Origin of the sequence: Mycobacterium vicinigordonae, from assembly GCF_013466425.1 — a bacterium.
In the GTDB taxonomy this organism is placed as follows: domain Bacteria; phylum Actinomycetota; class Actinomycetes; order Mycobacteriales; family Mycobacteriaceae; genus Mycobacterium; species Mycobacterium vicinigordonae.
Genome location: NZ_CP059165.1, coordinates 324,523 through 350,014 on the forward strand (window position 1 = coordinate 324,523; position 25,492 = coordinate 350,014).

Annotated in this window: 21 protein-coding genes and 1 riboswitch; of the genes, 11 read left to right on the forward strand and 10 right to left on the reverse strand. The window is 66.5% G+C overall.

What is annotated here, in order from left to right:
* Window position 1: 1 nt before the first annotated feature.
* The 3 genes from H0P51_RS01535 to H0P51_RS01545 all read right to left on the reverse strand — a co-directional run bounded on the left by H0P51_RS01535 (window position 2) and on the right by H0P51_RS01545 (window position 5,818).
* A complete protein-coding gene (locus H0P51_RS01535; RefSeq protein ID WP_246398319.1) occupies window positions 2–4,846 on the reverse strand; it encodes a cation-translocating P-type ATPase in 4,845 nt (1,614 codons plus the stop codon).
* A gap of 333 nt (window positions 4,847–5,179) precedes the next feature.
* On the reverse strand, window positions 5,180–5,404 hold the full coding sequence (locus tag H0P51_RS01540; RefSeq protein WP_180916325.1) for a hypothetical protein: 225 nt from the start codon (window positions 5,402–5,404) through the stop codon (window positions 5,180–5,182).
* Window positions 5,405–5,467: 63 nt separating this feature from the next.
* Window positions 5,468–5,818 carry a cupin domain-containing protein gene (locus H0P51_RS01545; protein ID WP_180916326.1) on the reverse strand — a complete coding sequence of 117 codons (351 nt, stop codon included), beginning with the start codon at window positions 5,816–5,818 and terminating at the stop codon, window positions 5,468–5,470.
* A 187-nt stretch (window positions 5,819–6,005) separates the two neighbouring features.
* On the opposite strand from H0P51_RS01545, the gene H0P51_RS01550 reads away from it, so the two are divergent.
* The 3 genes from H0P51_RS01550 (at window position 6,006) to H0P51_RS01560 (ending at window position 7,756) form a co-directional block, all read left to right on the forward strand.
* The gene (locus H0P51_RS01550; RefSeq protein ID WP_180916327.1) at window positions 6,006–6,881 is read left to right on the forward strand and encodes a rhomboid family intramembrane serine protease; all 876 of its coding nucleotides are present in this window, start codon (window positions 6,006–6,008) and stop codon (window positions 6,879–6,881) included.
* Entirely contained in the window at window positions 6,878–7,339 is a 462-nt protein-coding gene (locus tag H0P51_RS01555; RefSeq protein ID WP_180916328.1) for an SRPBCC family protein, read from the forward strand. The genes H0P51_RS01550 and H0P51_RS01555 overlap by 4 nt, the downstream gene beginning before the upstream one ends.
* Window positions 7,340–7,564: 225 nt before the next feature.
* Window positions 7,565–7,756, forward strand: a complete 192-nt coding sequence (locus H0P51_RS01560; RefSeq protein WP_180916329.1) for a ferredoxin — start codon at window positions 7,565–7,567, stop codon at window positions 7,754–7,756.
* A 16-nt stretch (window positions 7,757–7,772) separates the two neighbouring features.
* Here H0P51_RS01560 and H0P51_RS01565 read toward each other — a convergent pair whose 3' ends face one another.
* Genes H0P51_RS01565 through H0P51_RS01580 form a run of 4 tightly spaced genes read right to left on the reverse strand, consistent with a single transcriptional unit; the run spans window position 7,773 to window position 12,515 of the window.
* Window positions 7,773–8,540, reverse strand: coding sequence for an SDR family NAD(P)-dependent oxidoreductase (locus H0P51_RS01565; protein WP_180916330.1), 768 nt, complete (start codon window positions 8,538–8,540; stop codon window positions 7,773–7,775).
* The gene (locus H0P51_RS01570; RefSeq protein WP_180916331.1) at window positions 8,537–10,135 is read right to left on the reverse strand and encodes an AMP-binding protein; all 1,599 of its coding nucleotides are present in this window, start codon (window positions 10,133–10,135) and stop codon (window positions 8,537–8,539) included. The genes H0P51_RS01565 and H0P51_RS01570 overlap by 4 nt, the downstream gene beginning before the upstream one ends.
* On the reverse strand, window positions 10,128–10,880 hold the full coding sequence (locus tag H0P51_RS01575) for a GntR family transcriptional regulator (RefSeq protein ID WP_180916332.1): 753 nt from the start codon (window positions 10,878–10,880) through the stop codon (window positions 10,128–10,130). Before H0P51_RS01575 ends, H0P51_RS01570 begins: the two co-directional genes overlap by 8 nt.
* Before the next feature lie 12 nt (window positions 10,881–10,892).
* Window positions 10,893–12,515 (reverse strand): SMP-30/gluconolactonase/LRE family protein, encoded by a 1,623-nt coding sequence (locus H0P51_RS01580; protein ID WP_425489098.1) that lies wholly within the window; start codon window positions 12,513–12,515, stop codon window positions 10,893–10,895.
* A gap of 125 nt (window positions 12,516–12,640) precedes the next feature.
* Here H0P51_RS01580 and H0P51_RS01585 point away from each other — a divergent pair, with 125 nt between their 5' ends.
* The 7 genes from H0P51_RS01585 to H0P51_RS01615 all read left to right on the forward strand — a co-directional run bounded on the left by H0P51_RS01585 (window position 12,641) and on the right by H0P51_RS01615 (window position 22,271).
* The gene (locus H0P51_RS01585) at window positions 12,641–13,531 is read left to right on the forward strand and encodes an SDR family NAD(P)-dependent oxidoreductase (RefSeq protein ID WP_180916334.1); all 891 of its coding nucleotides are present in this window, start codon (window positions 12,641–12,643) and stop codon (window positions 13,529–13,531) included.
* Window positions 13,524–14,885, forward strand: a complete 1,362-nt coding sequence (locus tag H0P51_RS01590; RefSeq protein ID WP_180916335.1) for an aromatic ring-hydroxylating oxygenase subunit alpha — start codon at window positions 13,524–13,526, stop codon at window positions 14,883–14,885. Before H0P51_RS01585 ends, H0P51_RS01590 begins: the two co-directional genes overlap by 8 nt.
* Complete coding sequence (locus H0P51_RS01595) at window positions 14,882–16,060, forward strand: LLM class flavin-dependent oxidoreductase (protein WP_180916336.1); 1,179 nt, start codon at window positions 14,882–14,884, stop codon at window positions 16,058–16,060. Before H0P51_RS01590 ends, H0P51_RS01595 begins: the two co-directional genes overlap by 4 nt.
* Window positions 16,057–17,898, forward strand: coding sequence for a flavin-containing monooxygenase (locus tag H0P51_RS01600; RefSeq protein WP_180916337.1), 1,842 nt, complete (start codon window positions 16,057–16,059; stop codon window positions 17,896–17,898). The genes H0P51_RS01595 and H0P51_RS01600 overlap by 4 nt, the downstream gene beginning before the upstream one ends.
* Entirely contained in the window at window positions 17,898–18,833 is a 936-nt protein-coding gene (locus H0P51_RS01605) for an SDR family NAD(P)-dependent oxidoreductase (RefSeq protein ID WP_180916338.1), read from the forward strand. The genes H0P51_RS01600 and H0P51_RS01605 overlap by 1 nt, the downstream gene beginning before the upstream one ends.
* Window positions 18,834–18,882: 49 nt before the next feature.
* On the forward strand, window positions 18,883–19,992 hold the full coding sequence (locus H0P51_RS01610) for a CaiB/BaiF CoA transferase family protein (RefSeq protein ID WP_246398964.1): 1,110 nt from the start codon (window positions 18,883–18,885) through the stop codon (window positions 19,990–19,992).
* Between the two features lie 335 nt (window positions 19,993–20,327).
* Window positions 20,328–22,271 carry an acyltransferase family protein gene (locus H0P51_RS01615; protein WP_246398965.1) on the forward strand — a complete coding sequence of 648 codons (1,944 nt, stop codon included), beginning with the start codon at window positions 20,328–20,330 and terminating at the stop codon, window positions 22,269–22,271.
* Here the strand turns inward: H0P51_RS01615 and H0P51_RS01620 are convergent, their stop codons facing one another.
* The gene (locus H0P51_RS01620) at window positions 22,272–22,931 is read right to left on the reverse strand and encodes an O-methyltransferase (protein WP_180916340.1); all 660 of its coding nucleotides are present in this window, start codon (window positions 22,929–22,931) and stop codon (window positions 22,272–22,274) included.
* Between the two features lie 61 nt (window positions 22,932–22,992).
* A riboswitch (M-box (ykoK) riboswitch) is annotated at window positions 22,993–23,166 on the forward strand.
* A 232-nt stretch (window positions 23,167–23,398) separates the two neighbouring features.
* On the opposite strand from H0P51_RS01620, the gene H0P51_RS01625 reads away from it, so the two are divergent.
* Complete coding sequence (locus tag H0P51_RS01625; RefSeq protein ID WP_180919292.1) at window positions 23,399–23,569, forward strand: hypothetical protein; 171 nt, start codon at window positions 23,399–23,401, stop codon at window positions 23,567–23,569.
* Window positions 23,570–23,613: 44 nt separating this feature from the next.
* Here the strand turns inward: H0P51_RS01625 and H0P51_RS01630 are convergent, their stop codons facing one another.
* Together H0P51_RS01630 and H0P51_RS01635 are read right to left on the reverse strand one after the other, a co-directional pair.
* Window positions 23,614–24,555 (reverse strand): NADP-dependent oxidoreductase, encoded by a 942-nt coding sequence (locus H0P51_RS01630; RefSeq protein ID WP_180916341.1) that lies wholly within the window; start codon window positions 24,553–24,555, stop codon window positions 23,614–23,616.
* Between the two features lie 106 nt (window positions 24,556–24,661).
* A complete protein-coding gene (locus H0P51_RS01635) occupies window positions 24,662–25,417 on the reverse strand; it encodes a L,D-transpeptidase (RefSeq protein WP_180916342.1) in 756 nt (251 codons plus the stop codon).
* Window positions 25,418–25,492: the final 75 nt, after the last annotated feature.

Below are 25,492 nucleotides of genomic sequence, written 5' to 3' on the forward strand. Positions count from 1 at the left end.
ATCAGTCGGACTCCGACTCCTGCGACTCCAACGCCGGTGTCACCGCACCGACCGTTTTGTTCAGCCACTGCGGCGCCAGTACGGAGATCACCGTGGTTCCCGCGGTGGCGCCGATCACTCCCGTCCACGCAACGGGTCCCAGGGGTGTGCAACCGAAGAACTGGCTCAGTACCGGCGTCTGAATAATGCCGACCAACACTCCCGCACTGCCCAACGCGGTCGCGACCACCAGTGGACTGTGTCTGCGAGTCAACAGTGTCTGTGCCAGCTGCGTGGTCACCAACGCGGTCAAACCCATTGTGGACGTGCGTCGTTCCGTTCCGGGTGTCCACCGCCCGATCGTCCAGGCCGCGGTCGCACCGGCAGCCGTGACCACGCCGCGGTTGACGATCTGACGCATCAAGGTGTCACCCAGTGACGGCGTCGGTTGGGTCAGCACCTCGCGCTGACGGATGCGGCGAGCCGCCTCGACCTCTTCGTCGGTGAGACTCTCGTCCTCTTCGGGGTCGTCGTACTGCGAGGTGACCGCGACCGCGAGAGCAGGGAACATGTCGGTGAGCAGGTTCACCAGCAGCAGCTGGCGCGTCCCGACCGGCGCCCGGCCCTGCCCGAACGCGGTCCCGATGATGGTGAACAGAACTTCGCCGACGTTGCCGCCGACCAGGATGGTCACCGCGTCACGGACCCCCGCCCACATGCTGCGACCCTCGACCAGCGCGTCGAGCAGCACACCCAGGTCGTCGTCGGTCAACACGATGTCTGCGGCGCCGCGGGCGGCCGAGGAGCCGCGGCCGCTGACGCCGATGCCCACGTCGGCCATTCGGATTGCGGCGGCGTCGTTGGCGCCATCGCCGACCATCGCGGTGACACGACCGGAGCGCTGCAGCGCCGCCACGATCTGCACCTTCTGTTCCGGACTGACGCGGGCGAACACCTGGACGTCGGCGGCAAGCTTCGCGTGCCCCTCGGCGTCGATATTGGCAAGCTCTGCACCCGTCACCACCTGGGCGTCGGCGGGTAGACCGAGCTGACGCGCGATGGCGCGGGCGGTCACGGGATGGTCGCCGGTGATCAGCACCACGTTGCGATCGGCGGCCACTAGCTCTTCGATCAGTGGGCGCGACGAGACCCGGGCGGTGTCGGCCAGCCCGACATAGCCGAGGAGTTCGAGGTCGTGGGCGGCGGCGTCGACATCGTCGGCGTCGGTCGCTTCGTCGGACGTTTCGTGTACCCACGTGCGTTGCGCGACGGCGAGCACCCGCAGCCCTTGCTCGGCGAGGTGCTGCACCAGCGCGTCGGCGTGCCGCCGGTCAACATCTGGGTGGTCGAACCGGCAACGTGGCAACACCACCTCAGGCGCGCCCTTGAGCATCAACAGCGGCGCCTGGTTGGTGCCTGCTTGTGCGCCGATCGAGGCGGCGAAACCGCGGCTCGATTCGAACGGCACCTCCGCGAGGATGGTCCAGTCCGAATCACCGTGACCGTTAAGCGAATTGGCCGCCGTGATGATCGCCTCGTCGGTGGCGTGCGCGTGCCCCTGCCCGTCCTGCGGCTGGGTGGACGCGCGGGCCGCGGCCTGCAACACCGCAATAGACTGCGGGTCGCCGGGCGCGGCGAACGGACCCTCGGGATCGGCGTCCCTGGGCACGGCCCGCACGACGCGGAGCCGGTTCTCGGTGAGTGTGCCGGTCTTGTCGAAACAGATGGTGTCGACCCGGCCTAGCGCCTCGATGGTCCGCGGTGAGCGCACCAACACGCCCCGGGCCGTCAGGCGTTGCGCGGCGGCCAGCTGGGACAGCGTGGCCACCAAGGGCAGGCCCTCCGGGACCGCGGCGACGGCGATCGCGACGCCGTCGGCGACCGCCTGGCGTAGCGAGGAGCGGCGCAGCAGCGCCAAACCGGTCACGGTGGCGCCGCCGGCCAGGGTGAGCGGCAGCACCTTGCTGGTCAGCTCGCGCAGTCGGGCCTGGACGCCGGCGGACGTCTCAACGTTGGCGACCGCCGAGATGGCTCGCTGGGCGGCGGTGCCGACGCCGGTAGCGACGACGATCGCGCGCGCTCGCCCCGCGACGATCGTGCTGCCCTCGAAGAGCATGCTCGCGCGTTCGGGGTCGTTGACGGCGACGGAGTCCACCTGCTTGTCGACGGGCAGCGACTCACCGGTGAGGAAGGACTCATCGACTTCGAGGTCTTCGGCGACCAGGATCCGGGCGTCGGCCGGCACCACCTCCGGTGCGGCCAGGTCGATGACGTCGCCGGGGCGCAGCTTCTTGGCCGAGACGGTGGCCGTGCGGGTGGCGCTGCGAGCGGCTTCCAGGCGGCGGCGAGTCGTCGCCATCGCCGGCACCACCACGCGCCGCACCAGCTGGTCCTGTTCGGCGAACAGCTCCGCGGCCGCGGCCTCGGCCCGCAGACGCTGCACCCCGCCGGTGACCGCGTTGACGGCCATCACGCCGGCCACCAGCAGCGCGTCCACATTGCTACCGACGATTGCCGACGCCGCCGCGCCGACGGCCAGTATGGGCGTCAGCGGGTCAGCCAGTTCGTGGCGAGTGGCGATCGCCAGCCTTCCCAGCGCTTGAACGGGACCCCGCAGCGGGGCGACCACAGGCTCGTAGGACAGGTCGTCGAGCCGTCGCCGCCAGGTTGGGGTGCCGGGTTCGACCGCAAGCGGGCGCGAACCGCCGGCCAATCGCGAATAGACGATCTCGGGGTCCAACGCGTGCCAGGCGGTCAACGGCTGCGGCGTGGGATCGGGCAGCCGCAGCACCCGGGTGGCCGAGAAGGTTCCGGACAGCAGTGCCGTCGCCCCGGCGGCGTTGACCGGGTTGAGCCAGCGCCGGAAGGTCGCCGGGTTCGCAGATCGGGTGTCCTCGCCGGTGACCAGTAGCAACCCCGCCAGGGTGGTCCCGCCCTGGGCCAGGTGGACGGCGGACTCGGTGGCCGCGCGGGCCACCGGCAGCGCGGACAGGATGCGCACGGCGGCGGCTAGGTCGGTGCCGGTGATGATGTCGGCGGTCCACGGCGTCGCCGCGCGTGGGTCGTCGAGGGCGACACCGATGTCGGCGATGGCGAGGGCGGCCAGCGTATCGGTCGAGGCGAAGTCGCGGTGCAGCGCGGTGATCAGCAGCACCGGCCCGCGATCCGCCCGTAGCTCTCGCACCACCTTGAGTAGCGGTGTACCCGGCGGGTGCGTGGAGCCGACGCTGGCCGAGAGGTCCTCGGTACCGGCCACATGACGCAAGACCACCCGGGCGCCGGTGCGGTGCGCGGTCTGCAGCAGCGGGATCGCGTACGGGTCGACCTCCCATCCCACGTCCACGTGTCCGACGCGCCGGCCCTCGCAGATCAGGTCTGCGTGCTCCAAACCCTGCGCGGGTGCGGCCGACGGGCCTTGCGGCCGAAGCCATTTCAGCCGCGCCCCGGCGGCGGGCAATTCGTCGGCGTCGGGTTCGGGGGGTTCCTCCTCGTGCAGCAGCGCATCGGCGACCTCGTAGACGCGGTCGTCGTCCCAGCCGGGTTCCTCGCCCCACGCACTCAGCACCGCCCGATGGTCACCGCGCAGCGCGGCGCCGTCGATCACGACCACCTGCACCCGGTCCAGTCGGCGCAGCGCGCCGGGGTCCAGTACCAGCAACCCGGCATTGGCCAGGCCGCGGCCGAGCGTGCTGGCGAATGCCTGCCTGCCGAGGTGCGCTGCCTTCGGCACGCCGGCCAGAATCGCTTCCGCAGCTTCGGCGGCGCCGCCGCCGGCAAACAACGCGCCCGCGGCGGCGACCACCGAGCCGCTCGCTGCCTGGTTTACGTAATTCTCCAGCGGCCCGGCCATCGAGCCCTTCTCGGTGTCGATCGCGGCGTCGATGGCCCCGTCGACGACGACGTGGGAAGCCTCACCCGCCGCGGTCGCCGCCCAATTGTGCCGGGGAACCTGCTCGTCTCCCGCAGACGACAGCACCGGGACCACCGGAGCTTGCGGACGTTCGGGTGAGGCCAGTTCTGGTTCGCGTTCTCGCCAGCGCTGCCGGTGTGCCGCCGCTTCGGACAGCTGCAGGGTGCGCTGCACCAGATCGATTAGTGGTGTGCCCACCGACTGGCTGAGCCCGTAGGCCAGCGCGGTGGAGCCGCTTAGTGCAAGGTCGGTCCCGACCCGGCCGAGTTTGGACTCGAGCACGGCTACTACCCGCGGCTGATAGTTGATTAGCGCGGCTGCCGCTCGCGCGCTGCGCGGCGCCACCGGCAGGCGGGTGAACCAGCCCGTCACTGCCGCGCCCACGGCTATCACGTCCATCGTGGCGACGGTTAGTGGCACCAGGATCGCCAGCGGGTTCGCCGGGTCCGCGAAGGGTGCGGCCGGCGGCGCCGAGACCGAATCGGAGCCGGCGAGGTCGGCGGCGACCGCTGCCGCTGTGTCGCGTACCTCGTCCAGCACGGCGTCGGTGTTCGCGCCCGCGTCGACCTCGATGACCAGCCGGCCCAGCGCGCCCTCGACGTGCGCCTTGGCCACGCCGTCAATCCGGCGCACGGGCTCCTCGATCACCGCCGCGTACTCGTGCCACCGCGGAAAGGGCAGCAGGGGATCGAGGTCCAGATGGATGCGTCGGCCACTTTGCCAACGCACGGGTGGAGTGACCGGCTCTAGCGCGGCATCGTCAGACCCGAGCCCGATCGCCCGCCCGGTGGTTTGTGCGACCGACTGCACCACCGGCCCGACCAGTTCGGTGACCGGGCTGGTCAGCGTCTGCACCGCCCCGACAGCGCCCGCGGCACCGCTCACTCCGGCTTGGAATATTTGACCCGCTGCACCGGTGAGGGAACCGACAATGTCGGTTACACCCGGGATCTTCATTCAGCACCCTTCGACTAGGTCTACCTCGCCATCCTTCCGGCGTCGCGCGAAGCTGTCCACACGGCCCGTGCAGCTAGCAGTCCGAGAGGTTCGGCGGGAGGCCGAATGCGAACAAGAGCGCCGATGCTGGCACTCCGGGACAGCGGGTTGGCTGTTGGCGCCGGTGCGGGCCATCTCGCGGGCGACAACCATAACTACTTGAGCCGCATGGAGTTAACTCGCCGAGAGTCAGGTAGTCGTCGCAATTGCAATGGCGGCAACGAAATTGGCGTCACACGGATGTCGCGCCGGCCGTTGCTCGGTCACACGACGCGGAATGAACCTTCGAAATCGCTAGAGATGCCGATGGTTTGCCCGGCCGACGTGGTAACCGGTGGGGAAGGACTTTTCGATCACCTGAAGATGATGATCCACCCTGGATTCCAGCTCGAGGACGACGCAACCGTCGCCGACCGTCTTCGACTCGAGAACTATGTATCGCTGACCGCCATCGGTGATGGGATCGCCTGAATGCAAACTTTCGACGGGCACCAGTTCGGGAGTTCCGGGTGATTCCACCTTTGTCACAGTAGGTGAACCGGACCGGCGAGCCAATAGCCGCGCCCGCGTGCGCCGATGATGTCAGCCGGTGTTCTGGACCAGCACGCAGCGCAATCCGCCCGGGCCGGCGGTGAATCGTCGCCCCTGAACCCGTCGAGGCAGCCAAATCTGGCGGCCGGCGGTGAGATCGACCGCGTATTCCTCGGTGGTCAGTTGGCCGCTGCCCGACATCACCTGCACCAAGACATCGCCGCCGTGCGGCGCCGCGAGTTCGTCGTTCGGTTCCAGCACGATGACTCGCGCCTCGAACCCGGCCGGGTTGCCGTCTGGGTTGGGGACGGGTTCCCGGCCGGGTGAGTCGGTGCACCCGCGCGCGACAGCCGGCCGCCTGGCTTTATGCGACCTGCGGAAATCGACTTGGTGGTGGGTCATCGGTCGCCCTTCCGCCAATTTATACAAAGTTTGTTGTGTAAACGTTACCGTGGGGCACGCCGCCGAGGAACACGGCACAGCAAAACGACAGGAAGCTCTGCGAGGCCGTTAAGCGATCGAGCGGCGCGGCGTCAGCCGCCTTCACCCGTTCGACCGGGCGCAGCGGGCGCCGACAAGAATAGGTGCGATGAGTGGCGCAATCCCACCGAAACTGCCCTCCGATGCGCCGACCTGTTATCGGCACCCGGACCGTCAGACCTATGTCCGTTGCACCCGCTGCGAGCGCGCGATCTGCGGCGACTGCATGCGCAGCGCTGCGGTCGGTCACCAGTGCGTGGACTGCGTGCAGGCCGGCGCGGCATCCGTCCGGGACCCGCGGACCCGCTTCGGCGGCCGGGAACGAGCCGGCGCGCCGGTGGTCACCTATGTGCTGATCGCGCTCAACGTGCTGGCATTCGTGGCCGAGTTGGCGGCGGTAACAGTGCGCTACCAGTTCTGCCTGTGGCCGCGGGCTATCGCCAACGGCGAGTTCTACCGGCTGGTCACGTCGGCATTCCTGCACCTCGGCATAACGCATCTGCTGTTGAACATGCTGGCGCTGTACTTTGTGGGTCCGCCGCTGGAGATGTGGTTGGGCCGGCTGCGATTCGTCGGTGTCTACGCGGTGAGCGGGTTGGGCGGCTCGGTGCTGGTCTATCTACTCTCGGGGGTTGACACGCCGACGCTGGGGGCTTCGGGGGCGCTGTTCGGTCTGTTCGCTGCGCTGTTCGTTGTCGCGAAACGTCTGACCCTCGACGTCCGCTGGGTGGTCACCGTCATCGCCTTGAACCTGGCGTTCACGTTCGTCATACCGCTGCTCAGTTCCCAGCAGATCAGCTGGCAGGCCCACGTGGGCGGGTTGGTGACGGGCGGGTTGCTTACCGCGGCCTACGTGTATGCCCCGCGGCAACGACGAGACCTGGTTCAGGCCCTGGCCACGGTGTGCGCCGTGGCGGTGTGCGCGACGTTGATCTGGTGGCGCACGGCGGAGCTACTCGCGCAGTTCGCCGGCTCGACACCGTGAGCTGGTGGACCGCTCACGAGGAGCGAACGCTAACCGAGGATGTCCCGGCCCCACCGAGCCAGGTCCGGGACTATTACGTCGATCTGGACAACATCAGGCTGGTGCATCCGCTGATCGTGTCGGTGCGGCTGCTCGACCGCAGCGAAACCCGCGACGGATACCGGGTCAGCTATCAGGTGGTGGACCGGATTCCGCTGGGGCCGATCACGATGAAAGCCACCTACCGGGCCAGGCTGCACGTGCCGGTCGAGGGCGACGTGCGCACCGAGGCCGACCAATCGCCGGGAGTGCGCCTGCGCGGGACGGTGAGCTTCGAACCGATCGGCGGCGGCACCCGGGTGACTGAACGGATTCGGTTCGCCGCGCCCCGGCCACTGGCCGGACTCACCGTCCGCCAGGGAGTCAAAGCGCACGTCACGATGCTGTACGGCATCCGGCGACACTTCGAAATGCGGTGACGACAAGCACCGTTGGCGGCTCAGCCGTTGGCGACGGCGTTGGCGACGGCGCTGGGAGGCCCCAATCGGCCGTACTGCTGACCTTCTCAATCGTCCCTCGTCCGCGTATGGTTCATTTATACAACACATATTGTATAAATGAGGTTGGCTGTGCGGCCCGCAGCTCAGATAGACGCCCTGACGGCAATTCGGGTGCGCAGCACACGGAGCCGTGAAGGAGAAACGATGCGAGTTGTAGTAGACCGCGATCGCTGCGAAGGCAACGCCATCTGTGTGCGCATCACGCCGGAAGTCTTCGAACTCGACGAGGACGAGTACGCCACGGTGATCGCCGACCCCGTGCCACCGGAGTTGGAGGACCTCGTCGTTAAGGCCATCGCCGACTGTCCGCGCGCCGCGTTGTCCCGCACGGGTTGATTGGTGATCGCGAATGTCAGATGTTCCATGTCGAGTTCAGCGCGCGCTCGGACAGATATTTCGTCGAACTCCAACCGCCGTCGACCACGATCGTCTGGCCGTTGATGAATTCGCCACTGGGTGAGCACAAGAACGCCACCATGCTGGCGACGTCGTCCACGGTGCCCAACCTCTGATGCGGCGTCATCTCGATGTTGATTCGCCGGAAGCGCTCGTCTTGCAGCCGATGCTCCGTCATGGCCGTCTGCACGACACCGGGAGCCACCGCGTTGCAACGTATTCCCTGTGCCCCGTACTGGCAGGCAATGTGGGTGGTCATCGCCGTCAGCCCGCCCTTGGCCGCGGAGTACGCGCCGCCCCGCATGCCGCCTACAACGGCGAACGTCGAGGTGATGTTGACGATCCCGGACCCGGGTTGCAGGTGCGGTAACACCTCACGCACCAGACGGAACGGCGCCCGCAGCATCAACCCTAGGAAATGATCCAGGGATTCGTCGTCGGTCTCGTGCAGAGGTTTGGGGCTACCGATGCCGGCAGCGTTGACCAGGAAATCGATCCTGCCCCAGCGCTTCACGGCGGCATCGACGAGCCGGCGCGGCGCCTCGTCGTCGACCAGGTCGAGCGCAAGGGTGGCTATCCGCTCGTTCGATCGTGCCAGCTCGGCGAGCTTGGCTTGGTCGCGCCCCGTCCCCAGCACGAACATGCCTGAGTCGGCAAGCTTTGTCGCGCAACCGAATCCGATACCACCCGTCGCGCCGGTCACGATAGCTACCTGGCAGGTCACCGGTCCGCCTCCATCAGGGCCGCCTTGATCTGATGCTTGAGCACCTTTCCTGCATCGTTCTTCGGCAGGTCGTCCCAGACAACCACTTGCTCGGGAGTCTTGAAGCGCGCAACGCCCGCGGCCTCCAGAAAGGTGCGCAGTTCGGCGACGTCCGGGCCACCGCCACTCGCCGCCACCACGACCGCACAGGCCCGCTCCCCGGTGCGCTCGTCGGGAAGGCCGACGACGGCGATCTCCGCGATACCCGGGTGAGTGGCCAGCACGTCTTCGACCTCCTTCGGGGAAATGTTCTCGCCGTTGCGGATGATGATGTCCTTGGCACGACCGGTGACCAGGAGGTACTCGTCGTCGACCCAGCGCGCCAGATCGCCGGTGCAGAAATACCCGTCGGCGTCGAAAGAGGTTTCCTCATCCTCGGGATGCAGGTAGCCGACCAGCATCTGCGGCCCCCGCACCCGCACTTCACCGTCGACGAGCCGCACGTCGGCCAGCCCCGGGCGGCCATCGGTGTCGGCGGCGCGGTCGGGATCGGCCGGCGCACCCACCGTCGTCACCGGCACTTCGGTGGAGCCGTAGACCCGCGTCACCGCGGCGGACTCGAAATACGTTGCGGCACGGCGGATCAGCGACGGAGATACCGATGCGCCGCCACAGATGAAGAGCTTCAGGTCGGGCAGTCTCGTGTCCGCGCGCTCTGCGGCCACCAGTAGCTGCTCCAGAAAGGGCGTCGCCCCGGCCATGTGCGTGCAGCGCTGCGCCTGCATGAGGCGCACGGCGTCGCCGGCGTTCCAGCGGTCCAGCAGCACCGCGGTGGTGCCGAGTAACAGCGGCGCCTCGAATGCGTAGATAGAACCGCCGATGTGCGCGATCGGCGAGGCCACCAAAAACACATCGCCCGGGTCGACGAACCAGTGGTCCTGAATCTGGTGCATCAACGCCTGAATCGAGTTGTGGGTGTGCAGTACGCCCTTGGGCCGGCCGGTGGTGCCCGAGGTGTAGAGGATCATGCGGACAGCGTCGGGTTGCAGTCTGGGTAGCGGCGCGGCGGTCGGCACCGGCGCGTTCAACGATGCGTACGGAAGCTGCCCATCAGCGCAATCCCCGCGCAGCACGACGACATCCGGTGGCGAGGTCAATTCGGTCGCGACCCGGGTCAGCATCGCGGCGTAGTCGTGGCGGCCGAAAATCGACGGGATGAACAGCACGCGACTTTCGACGTCGTCGAGGATGAATCGCAGCTCGCGCTCCCGCAATGACGGCAGAATCGGATTGGCGATCATCCCGGCAAGAGTGCTGGCCAGATAGATCACCGCGGCTTCGTGCCAGTTGGGCAGCATGAACGACACCACCTTGCCCGGCGGGTGGCGCGCCAGCAGCTGGTGCGCCAATACCGTTGCCTGGTGGTGCAATTGGGAACAGGTCAAGCGATAGTCGCCATCGATCAGAGTCACCCGGCCCGGGGTGTCGTGTGCCGCCGCGCGCAACGTATCGGCCAAAGTGCTGTCATCCCAAAGACCTTCGGAATAAGCGTGTGCCGCACGCTCCTCGTCCCAGCGGAGTAACCGTCCGCCGATCAGCTTCCGGCTCTCAGCCACGTACGCGTCGCATCGTCATCGAATGCCGGAACCGGGATGCGGGGTGAGTGTTGATGGTCACCTGTGCGACCTGGCCATCGGAGGTGCGATAAATGCGCCGCACCTGCAGCGCGGGGCTGGCTGGCTCCACATCCAGGCCGTCGGCCAGTTCCGCCGACAGCAGCACCGCGTCGATCTCCTGCTGCACTTCGACGATACTGAGCCCGAACAGGTCCTCGATCAGCGGAAAGATCGGGCCCTCGTGGCGTTGCAGCAATCTGCCGACAGCCGCGAACGCGCGGTTGATGTAGTACTGGGTGCGGCACAGCGGCGACTCTGACTCGTCGGCCTGGCGGAAGCCGCGCACCGTCAGCCATTGTTCGCCCACGGTCAACCCGGTGCGCGCGGCCGAGTCGTCGTCGATGGTGACCATCGCGACCGACTCGATGACGAACCGGGTGCCGGTGGCGAACTCCAGCAGATCGTTGATCGACATCACATGCTGAACATAGGAATCCGACGACGGTCGCGGCACCACCAGTGTGCCGGTCCTAGGCCGCGACGACACCAGGTTGTCGTCGCGAAGCCGTCGCAGAGCTTCCCGAATCGTGTAGCGGCTCACCGCAAATCGCTCGCACAGCTCGTGTTCGGTCGGCAGTTGCGACCCGACCGGATAAACCCCGTCCACGATTTCCTTGCGCAGGGTGCGCGCCACCTGCAGATAGCGGTGGTCGACTACCTTGGCTTCCGACGGTGGGGGAGACAACGTTGCGGCCCTTCAGGATTCCCGGCACAAGGCCAGCAGGGTGCCGTCGCCATCGGCCGAGATGTACAGCGTGCCGTCGGGTCCGGCTGCGATACCGGCGAAGGGTCCCTGCGGTCCGGAGAACGGTGGCATACCGCGCAGTGGTTTGGGGGAGATGCCGGGCGGGGCGCCCAGCGGCAGGTCCGCGGCGATGGTGGTACGTGCGCCGCTGTCCAGGTCGAAGGCGACGACTTCCTTTGCGCCGGTGTCGACGACGTAAAGCTCACGGCCCCGCACCAACAGGCCCTGCGGTCGGTGCAGCCCGTCGAACGCCACGCTGCCGTCGAGACTGCGGACTCGGCCGGTCTCCGACACGAGGCACGTTCCGTCGTGATCGAGGGTAACGCCGACCGGATCATCCAGATTGGATGCCAACACCTCGACCTGACCGGCGCGGATCCCCAACACCCGACCGGCGCCGAGTTCGGCCACGTACGCCGCGCCGCTGGGGCCTACCGCGACACCATAGAGCTGGTCGAAACCTGTTGCTAGGATTTTGCTTTCGTTGTCGGCAGGCCGGTAGCGGGCAACCTCGCCGTTGGAAGTGGTGACGAAGAACTCGCCGGGGCCGGTGGCGGTCAGCCCACGTAAGAACCCCGGATAGCCAGGGCTGAACAGCATGCCGACCGTGCGCAGCGTGCCGTCGGGAAGCAGCGTGTAGAAGAAGGTGCCGTCCGCGATGTAGAGGTTGCCGTCAGGGCCGACGGTCAGGTCCAGCGGCCAGTTGAGTCCGCCTCGGAGTACTGTGCGATGCTCACCGCCGCCGAGGACTTCGGTGATCTCGCCGGTGAAGTTCGAGACGAGCAGCCGGTCGCCCGCGAACGTGCAGTTGTCCAGACCCGGATCCAGATTCGCCAGTACGGTGCGCCCGCCGGTGCGCGGATTGATGCGCAGCACCTGACCGCTATGTGCCTGGGTGGAGACGATGTGGCCCTCGGTGTCGAACTTCACCGAGTCCGGGACGCCGAGGTCGCCGACGACGCGTTCGACCGCGCCGCCTTCGGGGTCGATGCGCCAGATTTCGTTGGCGCCCATCACCGGGAAGTACAGCAACCCGTCCGGGCCGACCTCCATGGCGTTGGGCATCGGCACGTTCTCCAGCAACACCCGCGGCAGGCCACCGCCGCGGTCGAGCTCCATCAGCCGCCCGCCCGCGCGGCACTCGCCAATGAACAGCCTGCCCTGGTGCAAGGTGATGCCGTTGGCCGACGGCAGGTCGTCGCGAATGACGCGGGTGCGGCCGGCCGTGTCGCGTACGCTGACGCGCCCATCCATCACCTCGGTGGCGTAGAGGTTGCCGTCGGTGTCGAAAGCGACGTCGTCGGGCGCGATGATGTCGCCGCCCTTGGCGCTGACCGTCTCGATCAGGCCGGTCTCGATGTCGAGCGCGCTGATCTGGCTACCGGTCACCTGAGCGATGTAGACCCGGCCGTCCGGACCGGTGCGGATGCCGTTGGCGCCAAACAGTCGGCTGGGCGCGGTGAGCCGGGTCAGGCTCCAGCCGTCGGCCACGGCCGGCGAGTACGCGGCGGGGTAGCGGCCAGGCTGGCCATTGAATTGCCACGATCCGGTTCCGGCTATCACCGGTTGGACGATAGCAATTGAATATTGGTCCAGACAATAGCAACCGCGAGATCTCGTCCCGGCCTTGACGCGCAGGCTAATGGCAGAGAATCATACTCTCTAATGAGTGCACACCATTATCTTGTCCGGACAAATAAATGATCCGAGATCAGTTGGGGCTTGCCGGCCGGGTCGTCGTAGTCGCCGGCGCGGCGGGTGGCGGCATCGGAACCACCGTGACCAGGATGATCGCCGAGGCCGGTGCGACGGTGATCGGCGTGAGCCGCGGCCGGGACAACCTGGACGTGCACCTGGGCCCCTTGATGGATGAAGGGCTGCCGGTGGTGCCGGTGGCCGCCGACGTGTCCACCGACGAGGGCGTGGCGGCGGCCATCGAGGCGGCGCGACGCGCGGACGGCGAACTGCATGGTCTGGTCAACGTCGCTGGCGGCGCGGACCCATCGACGTGGATGCCGTCGACCCGGGTGACCCGCAACGACTGGCGCGAACTATTCACCCGCAACCTCGAGACAATGTTCTTCACCAGCCAGGCCGTCGCCGCGGAACTGAAAAGCCGGCGCCGCCCTGGGTCGATCGTGTCGATCTCGTCGATCAGCGGGATGAACACCGCACCGTTCCATATCGCCTATGGCACAGCCAAAGCCGCGATCGTGGCGGTGACGCGCACCATGGCGGCCGAACTGGCCTGTGACGAAGAGAGTGTCGGGGCCATCAGGGTCAACGCGGTGGCGCCCGGCGTCACCGAGACACCGGCGTCGCGCACCTATACCGACGACGACCCGCAACGGGACCGCCGGGCCATCGCGATGGGCCGACGCGGCCGCCCGGCGGAAATCGCTGGAGCGATCCTGTTCTTGCTGTCGGATTTGTCCAGTTACATCACCGGGCAGACGCTGCTGGTGGACGGTGGTCTAAACCTCAAATGGGGACACCTGGGTGCCGACAACACCTCGCTGTTCCTCAAAGACGAGTCCTTCCGGGCGGCGATCACGCGGTGGGACGAGAAGAAGGTGGAGAGCGATGGATGACGATCTGAGCGCCCCGGTCACGATCGGGGTGGATGCCTACATCTGTCAGGACTACGCCCGCGCCGAACGAGACAAGCTGTGGCGCAAGGTGTGGCAGCAGGTGGGCCGCGTCGAAGACCTGCCCAAGCCGGGCAGCTATCTGACCTATGACATTCTCGACGACTCGATCCTGGTGGTGCGCACCGGACCCGACAGTTTCAAGGCCCACCACAATGTCTGCGTGCACCGCGGCCGCCGGCTGGTCGACACCCCTGCCGGCGCGAAGAGCGCTTGCGGGCACAAGAAGTCGTTCGTGTGCGGCTTTCATGGCTGGACGTATGACCAGGACGGCAACTGCATCCACATCCCCGAGCGAGAAGACTGGCAGGGCGCATTAACTCCGGAGAATACCCATCTGGGGATGGTCAACGTCGACACCTGGGGCGGGTGGATCTGGATCAACATGGACCCGGCGGCCGAACCGCTGCGCGATTACCTCGAACCCGCAGCCACCATGCTCGACCCATTCAATCTCGCCGACATGCGCTGCAAGTGGCGAAAGTGGCTGCATTTCCAATGTAATTGGAAGGTAGCGATGGAGGCGTTCAACGAGACCTACCACGTAGCTACCACACATCCGCAGTTCAACAAGTTCGGCAACTTCCGCGGCTGGGCCGCAGCTCAGGGCAAGCACAGCAACATCGGCTACGACGCGCCGAAGGACCTGGCCGAGACCAAGTCCAAGATCCGGCTGGGCACCGGCGCCGACCCACGGTTGTCGACGGCCGAAATGCAGCTCTACACGCTCGAAGAAACCAACGCCACCACCACCAAGACGCTGGTAGACGCCGCGCTGCGGCTGGTCGACGAGCTGCCGCAGGACGCACCTGCCGACCAGGTGCTCAGCCACTGGCTCAGCTCGGCCCGCCGTGACGACGAAGCCCGTGGAGTGATCTGGCCGACCATCGACCCCGAACACCTCGCCAACAGCGGAACCGCATGGCAGATCTTCCCGAACTTCCAGATCGGGCAGGGCCTGACCACCGCGCTGTGCTACAGCGCCCGCCCGCACGGCTACCACCCCGACGAATGCATCTTCGAAGCATCCTGCTACGAGCTGTACCCCAAAGGCGAAGAGCCGCAGACTGAATGGGTGTACGCGCCGCCGGACGACCCGAACTGGCGCAGTGTCCTGCCGCAAGATTTCTCGAACATGGCCGCCGTGCAACAGGGCATGAAATCGCTGGGCTTTCGCGGCCCTAAACCCAATCCCTACATGGAGCGCAGCACCGCCAACCTGCACCGCAACCTCGCAAAGTACATGGGGACCGGAGCCCCGCAGCATCTAGCAACAGAGACGGAGATGAAGCGATGAAGGTCAATCTCGGGTTCGGAGCGCACAATTCACACGACTGGGAACGGGTTCTCGCCGAAGACTTCAGCCATCCGCCGGCCACCCCGGACTGGGAATGCGTGCAGAGCACGCTGGCGATCGCCGAGGTGGCCGAACCCTTGGGGTTCGACGGCATCTGGATGCCCGAGCACTGCGGAACCCCGTATGGAATGACGCCCAACCCGATTCAGGCGCTCAGCTACTTCGCCGGACGCACCGAACGAGTAAGCCTGGGCACCTTCGTCGTCGTCGCACCTTGGTGGCACCCGGTGCGGCTTGCCCACCAGATCGCCTACCTCGACATCCTCTCCAACGGCCGCTACGACACCATCGGCATCGGCCGGGGAGTGTCCAAAGGTGAGTTCGACGCCGTCGGCGTGCCGCGGGAGGAGAGCCGGCAGCGGTTCAACGAAACGCTCGATATCCTGCAACTCGCCTTCTCCGGCGAACGATTCGCCTACGACGGGGAAATCTTCAAAGTGCCGGAGATGTCACTGCGGCCCGAACCGCGAAGCCGCGACCTGTTTTCCCGCATTTACAGTTCATCCTCGACCGCAGAGTCGCTGGAGATTCTGTCGCGGCGCGGCATGGTCCCGCTGTTCGTGGGTAACAAGCCGATCGAGGACGCGGGGCGGGAAGTGCAGAAGGTCAACACCTTCCGCCAGGAAGAGGGTCTACCGCCGTGTCAGCCGAAGAACGTGATGTTCATGTACTGCACCCCCGACGCCGATGATGCGGCGAAGTCCGAGGAGTGGATCTACACGGCCAACCGCGACGTCACCGTCCACTACGGTTTCGCCGATGCCTCGAACTTCAAGGGCGTCAAAGGGTATGAGGCCTATGCGGCCCGGGAGGCTACCGCGACCGCGGTGCTGGCCTCGTCGGTCACCCATGACGCGAAGGGCGCGCCGAAGACGCCCGGCTACCACGCCTCCAACCTGCTGATCGGAACACCCGAGGAGATCTTCACCCGGATCAAGGCGGCGCAAGAAGCGTGCTCGTTCTCGGAGATGACGATCGTGCCGCAGTTCGGCACCATGCCCTACGACGAGGCGATGGCCAGCACCCGTCTGTTCGCCCAAGAGGTGCTGCCCGCTGTGCACGAGATGGCGGCGCCGCTACACCAGGCGGCGCTGCCGCAGAACGCACTAGCATGAGTGGAGTCTCCGATTGCCCGCCGACCGAGGGCGCCGATGACATCGACTTGGACGCCCTGCGGGATAAGTACCGGCAGGAGCGCGAAAAGCGCCTGCGTCCTGAAGGTTCCAAACAGTACATCGAGTTGGTCGACGACTTCGCCGGCTACTACGAGATCGATCCCCACTCCCCGGATCTGGTGCGCGACCCGATCTCGGCCGACATCGACGTGGCGGTGCTCGGGGGCGGCTTCGGCGGACTGCTATGCGGTGCACACCTGAAGAAGGCCGGCGTGGAGGACGTCCGGATCATCGAACTCGGCGGCGACTTCGGCGGCGTGTGGTATTGGAATCGCTACCCCGGACTGCAGTGCGACAACGAATCCTACTGCTACATACCGCAACTGGAAGAACTCAACTACATTCCCAGCAAGAAATTCGCCGACGGCACAGAGATTTACGAGCACTGCCGCCGGATTGGAAAGCACTACGGTCTCTACGATTCCGCGCTGTTCTCCACCCAGGTCCGGGCACTGCACTGGGACGAGGAGATCAGACGCTGGCGGGTCAGCACCAGTCGCGACGACGACATCAGGGCCCGTTTCGTGGTGGTCGCCTCCGGCCCGTTCCACCGGCCCAAGCTGCCGGGAATTCCGGGACTGCAGGACTTCCAGGGACACAGCTTTCACTCGTCGCGCTGGGACTACGGCTACACCGGCGGTGACGCCGCCGGGAATCTGGACGGGCTCGGCGACAAACGCGTCGCGGTGGTAGGCACCGGCGCGACCGCCATTCAGATCGTGCCCTTCCTGGGGCGGTACGCCAAGCACCTGTACGTCTTTCAGCGAACGCCGTCTTCGGTGGGCGCCCGCAACAACACACCGACCGACCCCGAATGGGTGCAGACGCTGAAGCCGGGTTGGCAGAAGGAAAGACAGCGAAACTTCCATGCTTGGACGTTCGAGGGAATGGCGCCGGGACAGCCAGACCTGGTGTGCGACTTCTGGACCGAACTCGGTCGCAACACCGCCGCCCGCGTGATGGCGCTGGAGAATCCCGCATCGATTACTCCCGAGCAGTTTATGGCCATCCGGGAGGAAGAGGATTACAAGGTCATGGAGCGGCTGCGGCGGCGCGTGGCTGAGATCGTCGAGGACCCCGACACCGCCGAGGCGCTCAAGCCCTACTACCGGTTCTTATGCAAGCGACCGTGTACCAACGACGACTACCTGCCGACGTTCAACCGGCCCAATGTGACCCTGGTTGACGTTTCGGGCACCAAAGGTGTCGAGCGGGCGACTCTAAAGGGGTTGGTGGCCAACGGTATCGAGTACGAGGTCGACTGCATCATCTACGCTAGTGGTTTCGAGATCACGACCGAGATAAGCCGCCGCTACTCGCTGGAGGCGATCGAAGGCCGCGACGGCCTGTCGCTGTTCGACTACTGGGGTGACGGCTACAAGACGTTGCACGGCATGACCAGCCGCGGCTTTCCCAATCAGTTCTTCACCGGCTTCACCCAGGTCGGTATCTCGGCGAACATTGCCGCCAACTACGAACTGCAGGGCGAGCACATCGCCTACATCATCGCCGAGGCGCTCAAGCGCGGTGTGACCGTAGTCGAACCCAGCCAGCAGGCACAAGACCAGTGGTGCAAGACGATCCGGGAGACGGCGATCGACAACTCGGCGTTCGACCTGGAATGCACCCCCGGTTACTACAACAACGAAGGTGGCGGCACCGAGGGCATCCGGTCGCACCTGGGCGAACCGTACGGACCGGGCTTCTATGCTTTCGGTGACCTGCTCGCCGAATGGCGTGCCACTGGGAAGCTGGATGGCCTCATTTTGGAGTCGTGATGACTGAGCTCCGATACGACGGTCGGGTGGCGGTAGTCACCGGCGCCGGGCGCGGGCTGGGGCGCGCGTATGCGCTGATGCTGGCTGCCCGCGGGGCCAAGGTGGTGGTCAACGACACTGGCGGCGCTCTGACCGGAGCCGGCCGCAACCTCGAACCCGCGCAGCAGGTTGTCGACGCGATCACAGCTGCCGGCGGCGACGCGGTCGCGTCGGCTGAATCGGTGACGACCGCGGCCGGCGGGCAGGCCATCATCGGGGCCGCACTGGACAATTTCGGTCGGGTGGACATCCTTATCCACAACGCCGGCACCGTGCGACGCGGATCGTTGAAGGAGATGAGTTACGAGGACTTCGATGCCGTCCTCGACGTCCACCTCCGGGGTGCGTTTCACGTGGTTCGGCCCGCGTTCCCACTGATGTGCGAAAAAGGTTATGGTCGTATCGTATTGACCTCCTCGATAGGCGGCCTGTACGGCAATCACGACGTCGCCAACTATGCGGCCGCCAAGGCCGGGGTGATTGGTCTTTCCAACGTGGTGGCGCTCGAGGGTGCCGCCGAAGGGGTGCGGTGCAACGTGATTGTCCCGTCCGCGGTGACGAGGATGGCCGACGGCATTGATATTTCGGCGTATCCGCCGATGGGAACCGACCTGGTGGCGCCGGTGGTGGGGCTGTTGGCGCACGAGTCCTGCCCGGTTAGCGGGGAGATGCTGATCGCCATCGCCGGCCGGGTGGCCCGCGCGGTGGTCGCCGAAAGCCCCGGGGTGCAACGCTTGTCGTGGACGGTCGAAAACGTCGCCGAAGCGCTGTACGCCATCCGCAATCTGGCCGCGCCGCTGGTATTTCCGGTCGTCCCGGACGGGCACGCCGACCACATCCGCTACAGCTTCGACTCGGCCGAGTGGGCAATGCGGGAGGAGGCGCACAGTGGCTAACTCGGGGTTCGGCCCGCTGGCGGGCGTCCGCGTCGTAGATCTGACCGCGATGGTGATGGGTCCGTACTGCACCCAGATCATGGCCGACATGGGCGCCGATGTGATCAAAATCGAGCCACCGCAAGGCGATGACACCCGGTACGTGTCGGTCGGACCCGCTCAGGGAATGAGCGGCGTATTCGTCAACGTCAACCGGGGCAAGCGCGGCATCACCCTCGATTTGAAGTCTGACGCGGGCCAGACCGCGTTGCATGCGCTCATCGAGCGCGCCGACGTGTTCATCCATTCCATGCGCGCCAAAGCGATCGCCCGCCTCGGACTGAGCTACGCCGACGTCGCCGCCATCAACCCGAACATCGTGTACACCAACTGCTACGGCTACAGCCGGCGTGGCCCCAACCGGGACCTGCCGGCCTACGACGACACCATTCAAGCCGCCTGCGGCATACCGGCCGTGCAGCAGCAGTTGACCGGCGAAGCTAATTTCGCCGGCACTATCCTGGCCGACAAAGTGGCCGGCCTCACCGCCCTGTATGCGACTACGATGGCGCTCTTCCATCGAGAACGCACCGGTGAAGGCCAAGAGGTGGAGATCGGCATGTTCGAGGCGATGGCGTCGTTCATGTTGGTCGAGCACGCCAATGGCGCCGTTTTCGATCCGCCCCTGAGTCCGGCGGTCTACCCGCGCGCCGTGGCACCCAACCGGCGGCCCTACCGCACCAGCGACGGTTACATCGCAGCCTTGGTCTACAACGACAAGCACTGGGCCGCTTTCGTCGACGCCGTGCGACCGGCGTGGGCCAGTGACCGGTACGACACGCTGGCCGGTCGGGCGGCGCAGATCGACACGGTGTACGCCCTGCTCGCCGAGACGTTCGCGCAGCGCACCACCCAGGAATGGCTGGACCTGTTGCGCGAGTTAGAGATACCCGCGTCGGCATTGTCGAGCACCGCCGCGCTGCTCGACGATCCACAGCTGGACGCCGTCGGATTTTTTGAGACGGTGCAGACCCCGAACGGCCCGGTGCGGTTTCCCGGTGTGCCGACATGGTTCTCCCGAACGCCCGGCAGGGTCGCGGGTCCCGCCCCGGAGCTGGGCGCCGACACCGATGCCGTGCTCGATGAGTTAGGTCTGACCGTCTCCGAGGCGCCCGGCTGATCCGAGCGCCGGTCTGCTAGGTGCAGACGCGGTCAATCGGCTCTGATTTCCCGACCCGCGGCATGCGTCCAGAAAGGCGAACTCGCCCTCGCGTGTCTGCGGGGTATCCGGCCGCACCGCCCCTAAGCTGGCTGGGATCACGAGGAGGGGCTCGACGTATCGGCATCAAACTCGGCGCCGGACGACAAGTTGGTCAGGGCGCGCTAAAAGCGGGCGATGAGCCGGGCGGGAAACAATCCGCACCGGCGCGTTCAGCATCCCGGCGCCGCTGGGTCGCCCCGGTTCCCCGGACCCGTCGCCGCGCGGTCTGGGACCGCTCGGAGCGGCAGACCGGCATTCCGGCCTTGGACGGCCTGCGCGCCATCGCTGTCGCGCTGGTGCTCGTCGGCCACGGTGGCATCCCCGGCGTCTCAGGCGGCTTCATCGGCGTCGACATCTTCTTCGTGCTCAGCGGTTTCCTGATCACCTCATTGCTGCTCGACGAACTTGGGCGCAGCGGACGAATCGACCTGACCGGGTTCTGGATTCGCCGTGCCCGCCGGCTGTTGCCGGCCCTGCTGCTGATGGTGCTCACCGTCGGCGCGGCCCGCGAATTCCTGCCCTACCAATCCCTCAACGGGTTGCGCGGGGACGCGATTGCCGCGTTCTGCTGGGTGGCCAACTGGCGGTTCGTCGCGCAGAAGACCGATTACTTCACCCAGGGCGCCCCCTCGCCGCTGCAGCACACCTGGTCGCTCGGGGTCGAGGAGCAGTACTACATCGTGTGGCCGCTGCTGCTGATCGCGGTGACGCTGCTGCTGGCCGCGCGGGCCCGGCGCTACTTCGGCAAGACCACGGTGGGCCACGTCCGGTTCAGCGCCTTCGTGATCGCGACCCTCGGCGCGCTGGCGTCGGCTGTGGCCACCATCGTCTTCACCTCCAGCGCCACCCGCGACCGCATCTACTTCGGCACCGACACTCGGGCGCAGGCGCTATTGGTTGGGGCGGCCGCATCGGCGCTGCTGGTCCGGGATTGGCCGGCTCTCAACCGCGGCTGGTGCCTGATCCGCAGCCGGTGGGGCCGGCGGATCGCGCGGGGGTTACCGATCATCGGGTTGGCTGCGCTGGCGGCGATCACCCACTACGCGTCCGGCAGCTCCGGGGAGTTCCGGCATGGTCTGTTGATCGCAGTCGCCGTCGCGGCGGTCCTGGTGGTCGCCCCGGTGGCGATCGAGCAGCGCGGCGCGGTGGCCCGCATGCTGGCCTGGCGCCCGCTGGTCTGGCTGGGCACCATTTCCTACGGCGTATATCTCTGGCACTGGCCGATCTTCTTGGTACTCAACGGCGAACGCACCGGCTGGACGGGGCCGGGGTTGTTCGCGGTGCGTTGTGGCGCCACCATCGCGGTGGCCGGCGTCTCGTTCTGGGCCATCGAACAGCCCATCCGGCGCTGGCGGCCGGAGCGGGTGCCGCTGCTGCCGCTGGCGGCCGCGACCGTCGCCAGTGCGGCGGCCGCGACGATCCTGGTGATCCCGGTGGGGACCGGCCTGCGCGAGGTGGGACTGCCGCCCGGAGTGTCGGCGGTTGCGGCAGTATCGCCGTCGCCGCCGGAAAGCCAGTTGCCCGCTCCCGGCCCCCGCGATCCCAACCAGCCGTTCACCGTCTCGGTGTTCGGAGATTCGATCGGCTGGACGATGATGCACTATCTCCCGAGCACCCCGGGGTTCCGCTTCATCGACCACACGGTCATCGGATGCAGCCTGGTGCGCGGGACCCCATACAGCTACATCGGCCAGACGCTGGAGCAACGCGCGGAATGCGACACCTGGCCGACTCGGTGGGCGGCACAGATCAGCCGGGACCGCCCCGACGTCGCGCTGCTGGTCATCGGTCGCTGGGAGACCGTCGACCGGGTCAACGAGGGCAAATGGACCCACATCGGCGACCCCACCTTCGACGGATACCTCAATTTCGAGCTGAACCGGGCATTGGACATCGTCGGCTCCACCGGCGTCCGGGTGCTGGTCGCCACTGTCCCCTACAGCCGGGGCGGCGAAAAGCCGGACGGCCGCCTGTATCCGGAGGACCAGCCGGATCGGGTCAATGAGTGGAATACCATGCTGCGCAACGCAATTAGCCAGCGTCGCAATGTCGGGATCGTTGACCTGAATAAGAAGCTTTGTCCAGACGGCGTCTACACCGCCAAGGTAGACGGCATCAAGGTGCGCAGCGACGGCGTCCACCTCACCCCGGAAGGGGTCAAATGGCTGCTCCCGTGGCTCGAGGAGTCGGTGCGCTGATCAGGTTCCGGTCCAGCAGCTGAGTTCCATGCTGTCGCTTTCCCGTGCGGGGAAGTTGAAGCTCACGAAACCGTTGGCCGGGCCGCGAACGTACTCGAGGTACGGGCGTGTGTCGGCAGCTTCGGTGTTGTCGGCCACCACCAGCGCACCCTCTGACAGCGACGGTTGCAGCAGCTCAATCACCGGGACGTACAGGTCTTTCCAGCCGTCGAGCAGGACGAAGTCGACCGGTCCGTCCAGCTGCGTCAACGTCGACAGTGCGTCGCCTTCCAGGATCGTGATCACGCCGTCCAATCCGGTGTCGGTGAAAGTCTGCTTGGCAGAGGCGATCTTGGTGTCGCTGAGTTCGGTGGTGACCACCCGGCCCGAGCCGTTGTCGCGAACCGCCGCCGCCAGATGAATGGCGGAAATGCCGAAGGACATGCCGAATTCGACGACGGTCGCGGGCCGCGTCGCACGCACCAGCGCGTAAAGCAGCCGACCTGCGTCGGGAGTCACCGGGATGTAGAACTCGCTCATCGCCTCGGTGCGTTCCGCTGCCGTCATCGGCCGGTCGAACTGACCGCGTCGCTCGCGCAATAGCGACATCTGATCCTGGGCGGCGGAGTACATCTTGTCGAGCGTCGAGGCGACCCTGGGGTCCCGCAGAGTATTAGCCATACGTCCAAGCCTAGGCCTCCGGTTTGACGTGCCTTGGTGTCGGTGCGACCATGGGATATTGCAAGCACCTCGGTAGGTGAGGCGTCTGCATGGACACAGGCCACTGACCCCGAACGTCGAGAGACGCCCCGGGTCAGGACAGCTCTTCCCGGCTCAAGGGTTGAGCCCAAGTGGCTTCCGGTCGTCAGGCCGGATACGCCGTGCAGTGCCAAAGCTCCGACGAGAGGGGTGTGGGGTTGGCGGGTTTCTCTCCGTCAGCTGGCTCCCTCTCGTTCAGGTGGATGTGGTGGCACCCGCGTGTGTCCTGGCTGCGAGGAGGTGAGGACGAGATGAGTCCCTGCGATTGTCCGATTCACAAATCAGTCTCGGCCCGATCCGGCTCCGGTGTTATTGCTGCTTGAGTTTGTTGCTGCACAGCTGCTTTCGATGATGAAGCCGGTCGGGCTCTACACGTCAGGAGTAGACCGATGACCACCATGACCACCGCCAAGATGTCCCTCGCACTCGCCCCCCGGTCACGTCGGCCGGCGATGCTGCGGCGGCTCGCCGACGGCTTGCACGCGGCGCTGAACATGACCGCGCAGCAGCGCGCCGAGACCTACGTGGCGCATATGCCAATCGCGATGATCGCGGACTAGGGGATGCGGTGGCGGGCGCCCAACCGGTGCCCCCCACCAAAGTGCTACGAATTCGTCGGCAGCAGCACGATTTTGCCGTGCGTGTGCCGCTGTTCGAGCACCTCGAAGGCGTCGGCCACTCGCTCGAGCGGGAACGTGGCCGCGATGTCGAAGTCGACGGCGCCGGTAACCACTAGATCGGCGATCTCGGTGAGCACTTCCGGCGTCGACGCTTCGGCGCTGCCCTCGGACTTGGCGCCTACTTCCGCTGCCTTCTGCATGGCAATGATGGTGTTAATCCGCTCGGGTGCGACACCGAGATCCACTGCGAGTTGGACGTATTCGGGACCGAACAAGTCGATGAACGCGTCTATCCCGTCGAGAGACGCTACGCGCAGGCGCTCGGCCAGAGCGTCGCCATATTCGACGGGCGTGACACCGTGCGCCCGGAGCCAATCCGCGTTGGCTTGACCGGCGATGCCAACTACCCGTGCGCCGTTCCGGACCAACAGTTGTACAGCGATGCTGCCGACCCCGCCCGCGGCCGCCGAGACCGCCACCGTCTCATCGGGTTGCGGCGCGACGGCGCGGACCGCGGCGTAGGCCGTTACTCCGACTACGTAGAGCGATCCCGCGACGGGCCAACTCATTGCGGAAGGTTTGCGGATCAGCTGACCCACCGGCACGGCCGCGTGGGTCGCGTGGCTGGACCGGTCCCAGCTGAAGCCCAACACTTCGTCACCGACCGAGAATTCGGTGACGCCCGGGCCGACCGCGATGACCACGCCGGCCAGGTCGCTGCCCTCGCCGGACGGAAAGGTGGCCGGAAACATCTCGTGCATCGCGCCGGAGCGGATCGCGGCCTCGCCGGGATTGATTCCTGCTGCACGGACTTCGACCACCACCTGACCCGGGCCGGGAGTGGGCATCGGGATCTCGGCGATGTACAACACGTCGCGGCCACCGTAGCGGTCGAACCGTACCGCGCGTGCGTTGTCAGACGTCATCTCGCCTCCTCTCGCCTACGGGACCGCGAATGTGCGGTGACGGCGAATTCCCGGGCTGAACTTCACCGCCCGGTTACGTTCGCGGACAACCAGATACAGCGCGAACTCAGGCCACCACGTCGATCGGGTCCCCGATGCTGACCATGTTGAAGTACCACGCGGCGTTGTCCGGGCTCAGGTTGATGCAACCGTGGCTCACGTTGGCATACCCCTGCGAGTTCACCGACCAGGGGGCGGAGTGCACGTACACGCCACTGCCGGTAACGCGCACTGCGTACTGGGCGGTGATCAGGTAGCCCTCCGGCGAATTGAGCGGGATGCCGATGGTGCGGGAGTCCATCACGACGGTGCGCTCCTTGGACATGGCATTGAAGTTGCCGATCGGCGTCGGGCGGCTGGGCTTGCCCATTGATGCCGGCATGGTGCGCAACACCTCACCGTTACGGCTCACGGTGAAGGTGTGTGCGGAGATGCTGGCGACGCCCAGCAACTCGTCGCCCGTTTCGTACCCCTCCGTGAGCTCCTGGACGCCTACCGAGATGTGCGTATGGGCCGGCCAGTACCGGTCCGGAATCCACTGCACGACATTGCCGTCCAGCCACTGGAAGTGACCGGTCATGTTGCTTGGCGAGCTGATCCGAATGGCACGTTCGGCCGCGCCGCGATCGATCACCGGAGCGCTGAAGGTCACCTGTACCGGGGTGGCGACGCCGACCACGGCGCCCTGGCCGGGAAACACCGAGGCCACCGCAGGGAGTGGGTGGGGTGCCGGGACGGCGCCGGTCGCTGGGCTGCCGGAGGCGGCCACGGCCATCGTCGCGCTGGCGACCAAAACGAAAAGACAACGAACCGCTCGACGCATTGGCCTTCACCCTTCGGGACGGTGCTAATGATAGTGCGGAAAACCCAATCGCCTATTCTAGTGGTTATTCGCCCG

Excerpts from the sequence above, each read along its gene's own strand:
- H0P51_RS01585 (WP_180916334.1), top strand. The coding sequence starts at position 12,641 with ATGATCCGAGATCAGTTGGGGCTTGCCGGCCGGGTCGTCGTAGTCGCC.
- H0P51_RS01605 (WP_180916338.1), top strand. The coding sequence starts at position 17,898 with ATGACTGAGCTCCGATACGACGGTCGGGTGGCGGTAGTCACCGGCGCC.
- H0P51_RS01545 (WP_180916326.1), bottom strand. The coding sequence starts at position 5,818 with ATGACCCACCACCAAGTCGATTTCCGCAGGTCGCATAAAGCCAGGCGG.
- H0P51_RS01625 (WP_180919292.1), top strand. The coding sequence starts at position 23,399 with ATGACCACCATGACCACCGCCAAGATGTCCCTCGCACTCGCCCCCCGG.
- H0P51_RS01590 (WP_180916335.1), top strand. The coding sequence starts at position 13,524 with ATGGATGACGATCTGAGCGCCCCGGTCACGATCGGGGTGGATGCCTAC.
- H0P51_RS01635 (WP_180916342.1), bottom strand. The coding sequence starts at position 25,417 with ATGCGTCGAGCGGTTCGTTGTCTTTTCGTTTTGGTCGCCAGCGCGACG.
- H0P51_RS01560 (WP_180916329.1), top strand. The coding sequence starts at position 7,565 with ATGCGAGTTGTAGTAGACCGCGATCGCTGCGAAGGCAACGCCATCTGT.
- H0P51_RS01630 (WP_180916341.1), bottom strand. The coding sequence starts at position 24,555 with ATGACGTCTGACAACGCACGCGCGGTACGGTTCGACCGCTACGGTGGC.
- H0P51_RS01535 (WP_246398319.1), bottom strand. The coding sequence starts at position 4,846 with ATGAAGATCCCGGGTGTAACCGACATTGTCGGTTCCCTCACCGGTGCA.
- H0P51_RS01595 (WP_180916336.1), top strand. The coding sequence starts at position 14,882 with ATGAAGGTCAATCTCGGGTTCGGAGCGCACAATTCACACGACTGGGAA.
- H0P51_RS01610 (WP_246398964.1), top strand. The coding sequence starts at position 18,883 with ATGGTGATGGGTCCGTACTGCACCCAGATCATGGCCGACATGGGCGCC.
- H0P51_RS01600 (WP_180916337.1), top strand. The coding sequence starts at position 16,057 with ATGAGTGGAGTCTCCGATTGCCCGCCGACCGAGGGCGCCGATGACATC.
- H0P51_RS01620 (WP_180916340.1), bottom strand. The coding sequence starts at position 22,931 with ATGGCTAATACTCTGCGGGACCCCAGGGTCGCCTCGACGCTCGACAAG.
- H0P51_RS01550 (WP_180916327.1), top strand. The coding sequence starts at position 6,006 with ATGAGTGGCGCAATCCCACCGAAACTGCCCTCCGATGCGCCGACCTGT.